This window comes from Gordonia sp. QH-12 (genome assembly GCF_001578675.1).
GTDB lineage: Bacteria > Actinomycetota > Actinomycetes > Mycobacteriales > Mycobacteriaceae > Gordonia > Gordonia sihwensis.
In genome coordinates, this window is the sequence record NZ_KQ969291.1 from 113098 (window position 1) to 125212 (window position 12115).

13 protein-coding genes are annotated in these 12115 nt (G+C 64.9%); 7 read left to right on the forward strand and 6 right to left on the reverse strand.

What is annotated here, in order from left to right; translation table 11 throughout:
* The first annotated feature begins 93 nt into the window (after positions 1-93).
* The gene (locus Y710_RS10720) at positions 94-435 is read left to right on the forward strand and encodes a hypothetical protein (RefSeq protein WP_062367454.1); all 342 of its coding nucleotides are present in this window, start codon (positions 94-96) and stop codon (positions 433-435) included.
* Positions 436-532: 97 nt separating this feature from the next.
* Complete coding sequence (locus Y710_RS10725) at positions 533-1108, forward strand: dihydrofolate reductase family protein (protein WP_062367455.1); 576 nt, start codon at positions 533-535, stop codon at positions 1106-1108.
* A 73-nt stretch (positions 1109-1181) separates the two neighbouring features.
* Here Y710_RS10725 and Y710_RS10730 read toward each other — a convergent pair whose 3' ends face one another.
* Positions 1182-1511, reverse strand: a complete 330-nt coding sequence (locus Y710_RS10730) for a PLD nuclease N-terminal domain-containing protein (RefSeq protein ID WP_006896778.1) — start codon at positions 1509-1511, stop codon at positions 1182-1184.
* Positions 1512-1600: 89 nt separating this feature from the next.
* A complete protein-coding gene (locus Y710_RS10735) occupies positions 1601-2719 on the reverse strand; it encodes an alpha/beta hydrolase (protein WP_062367456.1) in 1119 nt (372 codons plus the stop codon).
* A gap of 153 nt (positions 2720-2872) precedes the next feature.
* Here Y710_RS10735 and Y710_RS10740 point away from each other — a divergent pair, with 153 nt between their 5' ends.
* Both Y710_RS10740 and Y710_RS10745 read left to right on the forward strand, forming a co-directional pair.
* Positions 2873-3085, forward strand: coding sequence for a hypothetical protein (locus tag Y710_RS10740; protein WP_006896780.1), 213 nt, complete (start codon positions 2873-2875; stop codon positions 3083-3085).
* Between the two features lie 87 nt (positions 3086-3172).
* Complete coding sequence (locus Y710_RS10745; RefSeq protein WP_062367457.1) at positions 3173-3430, forward strand: hypothetical protein; 258 nt, start codon at positions 3173-3175, stop codon at positions 3428-3430.
* A gap of 84 nt (positions 3431-3514) precedes the next feature.
* On the opposite strand, the gene Y710_RS10750 is transcribed toward Y710_RS10745, so the two are convergent.
* A complete protein-coding gene (locus tag Y710_RS10750) occupies positions 3515-3709 on the reverse strand; it encodes a hypothetical protein (protein ID WP_006896782.1) in 195 nt (64 codons plus the stop codon).
* A gap of 144 nt (positions 3710-3853) precedes the next feature.
* Between Y710_RS10750 and Y710_RS10755 the strand changes: the two genes are divergently transcribed.
* Entirely contained in the window at positions 3854-4546 is a 693-nt protein-coding gene (locus Y710_RS10755; protein ID WP_062367458.1) for a hypothetical protein, read from the forward strand.
* Here Y710_RS10755 and Y710_RS10760 read toward each other — a convergent pair.
* From Y710_RS10760 to Y710_RS10770, 3 genes are all read right to left on the reverse strand, one after another.
* A complete protein-coding gene (locus tag Y710_RS10760; protein WP_062367459.1) occupies positions 4527-6029 on the reverse strand; it encodes a CoA-acylating methylmalonate-semialdehyde dehydrogenase in 1503 nt (500 codons plus the stop codon). The genes Y710_RS10755 and Y710_RS10760 overlap by 20 nt on opposite strands.
* 65 nt (positions 6030-6094) lie before the next feature.
* Positions 6095-7252 carry an iron-containing alcohol dehydrogenase gene (locus Y710_RS10765; RefSeq protein WP_006896785.1) on the reverse strand — a complete coding sequence of 386 codons (1158 nt, stop codon included), beginning with the start codon at positions 7250-7252 and terminating at the stop codon, positions 6095-6097.
* Between the two features lie 177 nt (positions 7253-7429).
* Complete coding sequence (locus Y710_RS10770) at positions 7430-9082, reverse strand: sigma-54-dependent Fis family transcriptional regulator (RefSeq protein ID WP_006896786.1); 1653 nt, start codon at positions 9080-9082, stop codon at positions 7430-7432.
* Between the two features lie 302 nt (positions 9083-9384).
* On the opposite strand from Y710_RS10770, the gene Y710_RS10775 reads away from it, so the two are divergent.
* Together Y710_RS10775 and Y710_RS10780 are read left to right on the forward strand one after the other, a co-directional pair.
* The gene (locus tag Y710_RS10775; RefSeq protein ID WP_006896787.1) at positions 9385-10839 is read left to right on the forward strand and encodes an aldehyde dehydrogenase family protein; all 1455 of its coding nucleotides are present in this window, start codon (positions 9385-9387) and stop codon (positions 10837-10839) included.
* A gap of 99 nt (positions 10840-10938) precedes the next feature.
* Positions 10939-12051 carry an NDMA-dependent alcohol dehydrogenase gene (locus Y710_RS10780; RefSeq protein WP_006896788.1) on the forward strand — a complete coding sequence of 371 codons (1113 nt, stop codon included), beginning with the start codon at positions 10939-10941 and terminating at the stop codon, positions 12049-12051.
* Positions 12052-12115: the final 64 nt, after the last annotated feature.

The following is a 12115-nucleotide window of genomic DNA, read 5'->3' on the forward strand; positions in this document are numbered from 1 at the left end:
TCTCACGAGGGGTAGCTCTTTTCCCGTCCTCGGGCACATTCCGAGGCACCACACCACCAAAAATGGCCAACCTCCCGGGTAGCGTGCGAAGCCATGAGCGCCATTCCCAGTCACTGGATCCCACACCGTCGTGAGGACGGAGAAGTCGTCGGATGGATCGACCTCGAGTCTCAGGCGCCCGACCTAATTCCGTTCGACCGTCTGGGCCGGCCGCTGGAGCCAGTGGCCGATTGGTCCGCAGCCGAGGAAGCACTCGAAGAGCGCGGGCTGGGGTTCCTGCGCAACCGGTTTCACTACCGCGGACACACGGTGCGGATCCGGCAGCTCTACTCGGATCGGGTCATTGTCACTACCGCGGTCTCCGACGCCATCGGTGACGTCGGCGACGAATTCACGCTCCCATTCCCTGCCGGAGAAGCGCTCACCGAGATCTAGTCGAGTTCCCGCCGCATTGTCACCGTCGACCGTCTCCGGACCGGTGATCCGTCGTACGCTGCACTGAGCTGGAACTTCACGAGCTGAGGAGAGAGCGATGCGACCACTCCGATACTCGATCAACGTGACGCTCGACGGGTGCTGTCATCACGAGGCGGGGATCGCGCCGGACGAGGAGTCGATGGCCTACTGGACGGCCGAGATGGAGAGAGCCGATGCTCTGCTGCTCGGCCGGGTGACGTATCAGATGATGGAGTCGGCGTGGCGGAGACCGCCGACCGGCGTATGGCCGGACTGGATGGAACAGTGGGAGGTTCCGTTCGCCGAGGCGATCGACGGGGCGAAGAAGTACGTGGTGTCGAGCACCCTGGCCACCGTCGACTGGAATGCGGACTTGGTGTCGGGAGATGTCGGGGAAGCGGTTCGGCGGCTCAAACAGGAACCTGGCGGGGGACTGTGGGTCGGCGGAGTGACGCTCCCGCTGGCCTTGGCCGACTCGGGCCTCATCGACGAGTACGAGTTCATCGTCCAGCCGGTCCTGGCCGGGCACGGGCCGACATTGCTGTCGGGTCTGCGCGAGCGCATCCGACTCGAGCTGGTGCACCGTGAGGAGTTCCGGTCGGGGGCGATGGCTTTGCGCTACCGGCGTGTTGAGAATCCGGGCGGACAGTAGAGACGCGCTCCTCGTCAGTCCGCTGAATCCCGACCGGCACGCGCCGTCCGTTCACGATGGCCGTGCGGCGCAGTCACTCCCCGTCGTCTTCGGCACGGCGGCGCTGCGCCTCGGCCCGTTCGCGAACCCGGCGACGGAACTCCTCTTCCTCGCGGGCGGCGATCGCCGCCTTGTACTCGGGACGCTCGTATTCGGGGAAGCCGGTGGTCCGGGGTGGCACGGGAGCACCGCCTTCGGGGCGGCCGACCAGGAACCAGACCAGCGATCCGGCCAGCGGAATCAGGATCACGATCAGCACCCAGGCGACCTTCGGCAGGTGACGGACGCGGAACTCGTCGGCGATGATCACGTCGATCAACGCCGCCACCCAGATCAAGAAGACGATTCCACCGAGATACGGCATGCTGACTCCCCCATAGCAGTCGAAACGGATGCCTCACGGTAGCGCAGTACGCACCGCGCCGGAGGCGGGGAAGCCGGAATCGCCCGAGTTCAGGGCACCGGTGCGACGGTCGGCTGGGGCCGCGGGTCGGATTCGAGGTTCTCCTTGGCGAGCTCGCGAATCGTCGTGAACACGCGCTTGGCGGACTCGGCCCACGGCATCAGGATGGGGAAGACGTGGAACATGCCGGGTTCCTCCATCGCATGCAGATTCACGCCGCCCTCGCGCAACCGCTCGGCGAACTCCCGGATCGCGTCGCGGAACATCTCCTCGCCGCCCCAGCACACGAACGTGGGTGGGAACCACTCCGGATCCGGATGGCTGTAGACCGCCGAGACCCGCTCGTCGTTGGGCTGGATACCCCGGAGATAGAAGGTGACGGGGATGTTCCAGGGCAGGACATCCTTCGACGCGTTGTCGACGATGGAGTCCTGCGACAGGTCGAGGTCGACCTCGGGCGAGAACAGCACCAACGACCGCGGCTTCGGCATGCCCTGCTCCTGCAGGTAGACGACCAGCGAGGTGCTGAGTCCGCCGCCGCCGGAGTCGCCGGCGACGATGATGTCCTCGGCGGGGATACCGAGGTCCATCAGCCCCCGGTAGGCATCGGCCGCATCGTGCAACGCGGCGGGGAACGGGAACTCCGGCGCCATCCGATAGTCGGGGATGAACACCTGGCATCCCGTGAGGCGGACGAGGGCCGCAGCGAACATCAGATACATGTTCGGGGTGGTGCCGAAGTAGCCGCCGCCGTGCAGATACAGGATGGTCTTGTCGCGCGCCTTCACCTCCGGATCGGCCTCGCGCACGGCGACCTTCTCACGGCACCAGACGCCCTCCTGGCCGCCGACGACGTCGCTCTCGATCTCGACGCCGCCGAAGTATCCGACCACCGGATGGAGGATGGCCCCGCACACGGTGTCGAGGATCTTCTCCATGGAGCGGAAGTCCTCGATCGGCAGGCTGACCGAGTATCCCAGGAACGATCGGACCGTGGCCCGGGTGACGGACTGACCTATGTTGTCGAGGATTCCCCCTGCGCCCTGGAAAGGCCGACTGAAGGGCACCCGAGCCAGCCCGTTGAGCATGTTGTCGACCAGACCCAGCACCGTCAGCGCGGTGATCGGTCCGGAGGCTGTCTTCACACCGTCGCGGTCTGCCATAACCATGGCTCTCAGGATAGTGACAAGACCGTGCCGGACCGCGGTATCGGCCGACCACCGCATTCTCGATCCGATGCGGCGTCGGGGTTTGACGCCCGTGCACACGGGTACTCACTGACTGTGGGGGAGAACGCCCCACCTGAGGGAAGGAGAGTTCTCATGGCAGATCCGAACAACCCCGGCCAGTTCGGTAACCGGTCGGACACAGAGGAGCAGGCCCGCAAGGGCGGAGAGTCCAGCCCCGGTCAGTTCGGTTCGTCCGAAGGCGCAGACCCGCATGAGGCGGGCAAGAAGGGCGCCGAGAACGAGCCCCACGAGGCCAAGGTCCGCGGCGGCGAGCACAGCCACGGCGGCGGAGGCGGTCAGAGCTGAGTCGACTGACCGTCGGCGGCGGACGGGGATCTCCCTGTCCGCCGCCTTCTGGCCGTTGCACAGCAGACCGACGGAAGGAGAGCCGACATGGCGGTCTGTGACATATGCGGAAACGAGTACAAACATGCGCTGCTGATCTCGGTGGAGGGCCGTGAAGGACGCGGCGTCTACGACAGCTTCGAGTGCGCGATTGCGGGACACGCGCCCCGCTGCACGGTCTGCGACACGCCGATCATCGGGCACGGCGTGCAATCGGACGGCAGGGTGTACTGCTGTGTGCACTGCGCCCAGCGCGGCGGAGACACCGAACTGGTCGACCGGGTCGGCACGGCGACGCTGCATTGACCTGCGGCGACCCGCGGCCTCGGCCCGCACGACAACCGCCCACCTCTACGTCGGGGTGGGCGGCTTCGCGTGTGCGCGTCGAGCCTAGACCGGTGTGATCGCACTCGCGATCGCCGAGCCGGTGAACGCCATCCGGCGGCCGTCCTGCTCGAACTGCACCTCGAGGAAGTCGACCGGGAAGTGCCGCACGGCCACCACGACGCAGTCGGCGACGTGACCGGACGCCAGACGGCACCGCACGCTGGTCCCGGGGGCGTATTCCACAGTTGTCGCGGTCATGACGTGCTCCTTCGGTTCGCTGTCGGTGAGTCCTCTCCGGCTACCCCGAGCGGAGCGATCCCAAACACCGGCGATCGATGGTTGGCCGTGCGGTGATCCGGGTACTCGTCGGTGGTCCGACGAACCGAGCCTCAGGAGGAAGCCATGCTGGCAAAGAGCACGAGTTCGCTCGTCGAGAAGACTTTCGCGACGGTGGCCGGTCTGCGTCACGGCCGCGCCGTCCATCGACACGGTCTGGTGTGCGCCGGCGACGCCACAATCGAAGCCGAGCAGCTGCCGCTGGCATCGGGTCCGACAGTGGTGCGGATATCGAAGGGACTCGGCACCCCGGCCGGGCTGCCCGACCTCGTCGGGGTGGCCCTCCGACTGCCGACCGGAGACACCGACGCCGTCGGCGAGCCCCGGCACTGGGATCTCCTGCTGTCGGGTCCGGTGCGCAGAATCGGTGTCGTCGACGTCCCGACCCCGACTGCCACGTGGAACGACCTCGAGGTCTCGACGATCAGTCCCTTCGCGTGGAATGGCGAACAATGGACGGTGTCGGCGCGACTGCTGGCCCCGCACGTCCTCGGAGGCCTTGATCTCGCCTCGCTCGCCGACGCACTGCAGGCGGGCGGTGGCCTGTCGTTGGAGGCGCGACGGACAGATCACCGCACACCGCTCGGGTTCGTCGATCTGACGCGGGTCGGCGTCGATCCCGATGTGGCCTTCGATCCGGTCGACACGATGCCGTCGGGTGTCGAACAGGTACCCGCCTGGCTGGGCTCGCTGCGGCGTAACGCCTACCGGGGAAGCAGGCGCGGCCGGCCGGCTCCGCCTACTTCGCGGTCGGCATGACGAATTCCGCAGCGGAGCTTCGCCCCTGCGGCCAACGGATCGTCGCCGTCTTGTACCGCGTGTAGAACCGGACGCCCTCCCTGCCGTGGATATGGTGGTCGCCGAACAACGAGCGCTTCCAGCCGCCGAAGGAGTGAAACGCCATCGGGACCGGAATCGGGACGTTGATCCCGACCATCCCTGCCCTGACTCGCGAAATGAACGTGCGCGCGGTACCGCCGTCGGCAGTGAACAACGCAGTCCCGTTGCCGAATTCGTGGTCGTTGACGAGTTCCAATGCCTCCTCGAACGACTCGGCTCGCACCATCGCGAGAACGGGCCCGAAGATCTCCTCACGGTAGATCCGCATCTCGGGAGTCACATGATCGAACAGTGAAGCACCAAGGAAGAAGCCGGGTCCATCGCACCGGTCTCGGCCGTCCACAACGAGTTCCGCACCGTCTTCCACACCGGCCGACAGGTAGGAGATCACCCGATCGCGATGCTCGCGTGTAATCAACGGACCCATCTCCACGTCGGGCTCGGTGCCCGCACCTACGCGCAATGCTGCGATCCGCTCGACGAGTCTGTCGCGGACTGCTTGCGCGACCCCGTCTCCGATGGGCACGACGACGGAGATTGCCATGCAGCGCTCGCCGGCCGAGCCGAAGGCCGATCCCATCAGGGCATTGACCGCGCTGTCTATGTCCGCGTCCGGCATGACCACGAGGTGGTTCTTGGCGCCGCCGAGCGCCTGCACGCGTTTGCCGGACTCGGTAGCGGTCCGGTAGATGTGCTCCGCGATGGGCGTCGACCCGACGAAACTGACGGCTTCTACTCGCGGATCCGTTATCAGGGCGTTCACAACCGTCTGACCGCCTTGGACGACGTTGAAGACTCCGTCCGGCAAGCCCGAGTCGGCGAGCATTGATGCCATCTTCAACGCCAACGTGGGCACCTTCTCGGATGGCTTGAGAACGAAAGTGTTGCCGCAGACCAGTGCGATCGGGAACATCCACATCGGAACCATGGCCGGAAAGTTGAACGGAACCACACCGACCACCACGCCGAGAGGCTTCCTCATCGACATTCCGTCGACGTTCGTTCCGACGTTCTCTGTGAACTCGCCTTTCATGAGATCAGGTATGCCACAAGCGAATTCAACGACTTCGATACCGCGTTGCAGCTCGCCCCTCGCATCGTCTAGAACCTTGCCGTGCTCGTCGCAGATGATCGCGGCGAGATCGTCGATGTCGGCGAGCAGGCGGTCCCGGAACGCGAACATCACCCTGGCGCGAATGTGGGGCGGTGTAGCAGACCAGCTTTCGAAGGCTCGGTGCGCCGCCGCAACCGCGGCCTCGGCGTCGGTACGGGAACCCGCGGGGACCCGTTTGGTCACCTCGCCGGTGGCAGGACGGTAGACGTTGGTGGCGTCGGGACTGTCGGAGGTGGCAGTGCGGCCGTTGATCCAGTTCCCGACGGTATCGATGGTGGTTGAAGGCATGGGTACTCCTCAGGTGTGCATGTAGGCAGGGTGGAAGTGATTCCGAACAGTGTCGAAGTAGAGAGTCAGTACACGCGCCGATAGATTTCGCAGATCTCGTCGGTGCTCGGAACTACCGGATTGTTCTGCGGGGAGCCCGATGCGAGTGCCTGTTCGGCCATGGTCGGCAGAAGCGCGGACCAGCGCTCGGGCTCGATCCCCAACTCGCGCGGGCTGGGTACGCCCAGATCATGGTTGAGGTGCTTCAATTCGTCGAGGAACAGCCTGCTCGCGACCTCGTCCGAATCTTTGTCGCCGGCGACGCCGTATGCGCGGGCACAGTCGGCGTAGCGGGATAGGGCACCCGGCAACGAGTACTCGGCGACCGTCGGAAACAACATCGCGTTCGACAGTCCGTGACTGATATGGAAGTGAGCCCCGAGAGGCCGGCTCAGGCCGTGCACCAGAGCAACACTCGAATTGGAGAACGCGATGCCGGCTTGTGTCGCCGCCAGCATCATCTGCTCGCGCGCATCTTCGTCGGAGCCGTCCGCATAGACACGACGCAGGCAGGAGCCGATAGTCGAAATTGCGGTGAGGGCGAACCCGTCGCTGAACGGATTCGACTTCACGCTGACGTACGCCTCCACCGCGTGCGTCAGAGCGTCGATGCCGGTGTCGGCGGTGAGTCGTGGCGGCATCGACATGGTCAGTTTGAAATCGATGATCGCTGCTGTCGGCAGGAACGCCAGGCCGGGGCACAGCATCTTCTCGCCGGTCTCCGAATCCGTGATGACCGTGAACCGCGTGGCCTCCGACCCACTGCCCGCGGTCGTCGGAATCGCGATGAGTGGCAGCAACGGTTGATCGGTCGACGTCGGAGCTTTGAAGTCGCGCATCGGGCGATCGGTGGTGGCGAGCAGCGCAACCGCTTTCGCTGTGTCGAGTGAGCTGCCGCCGCCGAAGCCGATCACGGCGTCGCACCCATCGGCGCGCACCGTCTCGGCGGCGGGCTGCAGGGAATCGGTCGTGGGATCGGGGATCACGCGGTCGAAGACGCTGCAGTCGACGCCGGCAGCCGACAGGGCTCCGGCGATCCGGGCCACCGCACCCGTCGACGTCAGAAACTGATCGGTGACGATCAACGGCCGTCGACTCCCGAGATCGGCGAGAACTGCGGGAAGATCGTTCAAGGAGTCGGCGCCGACCCGCAGGATGCGGGGCAAAGCGATGAGGTTGGACATGAGACGGCCTCTGGTCGGGAAACGGGTCGACTGTGACTCTGCTTCACCGCAGACGGCTCGACAACGGCCAGATCCACACATCCCTGTGCGTTGTTGCACGACCTCCCGCAGCCTTCGCCAAGCACGCGAGCAAGAGCAATGCTCATATTTCGCTGGTATGGCCCGACGCGGGTCGGTCTACACGGTGATTCCGTACTCCTTGATGTGGTGGTAGAGAGTGCTGCGACTGATGCCCAGGTAGTCGGCCGCGTGGGCCTTGTTCCCGTGGCATATCTCCATGGCTCGCATGATCGCGTCGCAACTCGCCTGCTGCCACGGTGTCATCTGCTTCGTCGTGGCCTTCATCCGCAAGGCGATCGGCAGATCAGTGACATCGATGAGAGTGCCCCGAGAGCGCTCCAGCGAGCGCAACACCCCTGCGAGTTCCCGGTGGTTGCCTGGCCATGAGTACGATTCCAGGACACGGGTGGCGTGAGGTGTGAAGCGGTACCGGACGCCAGGTCCCGCGACTTCATTGAGCAGATCGATGAGCTCGGAACGCTGATCGCGGAGAGCCGGCAGATCCAGACGATCTTCGAACAAGTCGAGCAGGCGGGCATTGTCAGCGTCCCCCGGTCTCGGGGCGGATGTGGCGGCTAGAACTCGCTGCGCCTGACCGACGAGCAGATTCTCGGTGAGGTTGCGGGCGGACTGGGGCAGTAAGTCGAGATTGTCGATCGTCAGCACTTCGCGACCGGGATCGTTGATCAACGACCGCAGTCTGTTCTCGACCTCGGTGGGATCATCGGTCCGCCCGTCGATCGCATGGCGAGCCCGCCCGCCAGCCGCGCCGGCCAATGCTGTGGTGCGACCACTACCCGGCTCACCCACGATCACGCCCGAGCGGCAGCTGTCTCGAATGTCGTCGACCCAGTTCTGCACCCGGCTCCAATAGCGCAGGCGGTCGGCAGTGCGAGGTACAGCCGGACGTTGACGAGCCTGTACACGGATCAGGACTCCATCGGCGCCGTCGATCGGCTCCATCTCGACACGGGCGGTGTTGCCACTGGTCAATTCGAGTTCCGTACGTGTGGCTGTCCGCACCCCGTCGGCCAGTTGCTGCAGGGCCGAGACGTCGGTTGCGGACAGAGTGCGAGCTGCCATCGAACTCTGCAGAACCATTGCCCTAGAGAGCGCCACGACGACTGCGGCGGGGTGCCGGGCCGCGTCCTCGAAGGCTCGGATCACTGACCGTGTGCTGCCACTCGAGGTGCTCCGAATGTTCCGTTCGATCTCCGCGATCGCCGTGTCGATGAACGGTCGCATCAGTCCCGATTCGGCTCCGGCGACACTCATGATGTCGAGTACGCCCATCAGTCGGCCGTTCAGCGGATTGAAGATCGGCCGGCCGTAGCAGCTGTAGCCGTGGAGATCTTGTACGTAATGCTCAACGCCGCGGACGAACAGTGGGCGCCGGGTCTCGAATGGGGTCGCCAGCGCGTTGGTGCCGGTTGTGTCTTCGCGCCACACAGCTCCCGGCGTTGCGCCGATCCTTTCGACCACGTGATCGATCTGGGCGCACCCGTTCACCGTGGTCAGGATCTCTGCTTGAGCGCCGATGAGCATGACGGACAAACGTTCGCCCTCGATCCCGGCGCACATACGGCGAAGCACGGGAGTTGCAGCGCGGAAGAGCCGGCTCCCCGTGTCGATGCCGTCAGTGGTCGGCGGATCCATCGGTTTGGACGGGTCGAGTCCGTACTGCTGAGACCTCATCCACGACGCGTGCAGCGCGCGGTCGGACCAGAGCGCTCCGCGCGATGTGAGTGTGACTGCGTCGTTATTGCTCATGGGGTCGGACCTCTCGCTATCCCGACTGGGAAGACCAGCGCATGCATACGCGATGGCCTGACATGCCGCCTGTTCCTGTGAGTTCCATCACTGGAGTTCAAAGCCAGTCTATCGAATGTTCTGCCGACGGAAACCGGCGATTTCAGGTGTACGGATACCGAACACATACGTGTGACGCAAGTCGCAACACTGAATCGTGTCGCTCTTCCCGGTACGCCGACCGGACCCGCCGTGGCTCTCACGAAGCGCTGTGCGAGGCGACCTCCACTGTGCCGGGTGGCACTCGAATCGAGAGGAATGCAATGACCTCAGTTACACCTCCAGCCACTGCTCTGACCTTCGATCTGGCGACGAAGAGGTACGGGCAGTTGATCAACGGGCGGCTCGTCGACGGAGCTTCCCAGGTGTCGGTGATCGACCCGGGGACGGCCCAGCAGGTCGCGACCACGCCGGCGGCATCGGTGGAACAACTCGATGACGCCGTGGAAGCGGCGAAGCGGGCGCTGCCAGGGTGGTCCGCGCTCAGCGTCGATGCGCGCGGTGCGATTCTGCATCGGATTGCCGACGTCCTCGTCGAGCACCACGAGAAACTCGCGCATCTGACCACCCTGGAACAGGGAAAGCCGATCGCGCAGGCGCGTGACGACGTCAGTTGGTCGATCGACTTCACTCGGTACTTCGCCGACTATCGACTGCCGAACGAAGTACTGCGTGACGACGAGAACGGCTACGTCGAACTGCGTCACCGACCGGTCGGTGTGGTCGGTGCGATCACTCCGTGGAATTTCCCGCTGTTCCAAGCGCTCTACAAGCTCGCTCCCGCATTGATCGTCGGAAACACGATGGTCCTGAAGCCGTCGCCGACCACTCCGCTGGCGACGATGCACTTCGCAGAACTCGTCCGCGACGTGATTCCGCCCGGCGTGTTCAACGTCGTCGGAGATGCCGGCGACCTCGGAGCCCACCTCACCGGGCATCCAGGCATCAACAAGGTGTCGTTCACCGGCTCAACGGCGACTGGCCGCCGTGTGATGGAGGCCTGCGGCCCCACTCTCAAGCGGCTCACCCTCGAACTCGGTGGCAACGACGCAGCGATCGTTCTCGACGACGCGGATGTCGAGAAGACCGCCGAAGGGCTGTGCACCTGGGCCTACGCCAATGCCGGACAGGTCTGCGTCTCGATCAAGAGGATCTATGCACCCTCGTCGATGTACGACCCGCTGGTGGAGGCCCTCGCTCGGCGAGTGTCGGAACTGACCGTCGGGCACGGCCTCGACGAGGACACTCGGCTGGGCCCGGTGCAGAATGCGGCGCAATACGAGAAGGCCCGCGCCAGCCTGGAGTTGGCACACGAGCACGGGACGGTCGTCGCCGGCGGCCACATGCTCGACCGGCCCGGTTACTACGTCGAACCGACGCTTCTCCGTGATGTCGACGAAGACAGCCCATTGGTCAGAGAAGAGACCTTTGCTCCGATCCGTTCGGTTCTCCGCTACGACGATCTCGAGGACGCGATCGACCGTGCCAACGACACGCCGTATGGCCTGGGGGCCTCTGTCTGGGGGACTGACACCGACCGAGCCGTCGCAGTCGCCGACCGCCTCGACGCCGGGACCAGCTGGATCAATCATCACTTCCAGCTGACCCCCGACGTGCCGTTCGGCGGAGTGAAGCAGTCAGGCCTCGGCGCGGAGTTCGGTCGCATCGGCGTCGAGGGATTCGTCGACGTCCACGTGGTGAACCTCAAGCGATCCTAGCCGGGTCGATACGCACCTACCCGTCCCTCCGAACGTGCCGCATGCGGTGCGGTCGGGCCGCATCCACCCATTAATCAGTCCCCACCACAAGGAGAAGTCATGAAAACTCTCGCAGCAGTCGTCGTAGAGCCCGGAAAGCCGATCGAGATCGAGGAACTCACGCTGGCCAAGCCGGGTCCGCACGAGGTCTTGATCCAGTACCAGTACGGCGGTCTCTGCCACTCGGACGTGCACATCGCGATCGGTGACACCATCGCCAGGCTGCCGATGGTGCTGGGTCACGAGGGTGCGGGAATCATCCAGGAGGTCGGCCCGGGCGTCACCCGCGTCAAGCCCGGCGACCACGTCATCTGTTCGTTCACCCCGGCCTGCGGCCGCTGCAAATACTGCGCCACCGGCCGGCAGTCGGTGTGCGACATGAACGCCGCGATGCTGGAAGGTCATCTGGAAGGGCCGCGTTGGCCCATCAGTGGTCCGCGCGGACAGTACGGTGCCATGTGCACCCTGGGCACTTTCAGCCAGTACAACGTGATCAACGAGTACTCCGTGGTGAAGGTCGACGACGATATTCCGCTCGACAAGGCCGTGCTCGTCGGTTGCGGCGTCCCTACGGGTTGGGGTTCGGCGGTGTACGCCGCGGACACCAAGCCCGGTGACATCGTGGTGATCTTCGGTATCGGAGGCATCGGCATCAACGCGGTGCAGGGCGCCAAGCACGCCGGTGCCGAGCACATCATCGTCATCGACCCGCTCCAGAACAAGCGGGACAAGGCCATCGAACTGGGCGCGACCCAAGCATTCGACAATGCCGCCGACGCGAAGCTAGCCGTTGATGAATTGACCAACGGCCAGGGCGCCGAGTCGGCCATCATCACGACGGATCTGATCACTGCGGAGCAGGTCAGTGCAGGATTCTCGATGATCGGGCGCTGCGGCACTCTCGTGCTCACCGCGTTGAACCGGATCGATGAGATCACGGTCAAGGTTCCCAGCACTGAGATGAGCTACTTCCGAAAGACGATCAAGGGCTCGCTGTTCGGTGACTGCAATCCCACGTACGACATCCCGAAGCTCGTCCGGATGTATGCCGACGGAAAGCTCAAGCTCGACGAACTCGTCACGAGGGAGTACAGCCTCGAGCAGGTCAATGAGGGCTACGACGACCTCCTCGCGGGCAAGAACATCCGCGGAATCATCAAGCACCAGCACTGACCGATCGCGCTGCGGCGCCGCGTCGTCGATCCCACTTCGATCGGCGGACGGCGCCGCAGCGGCG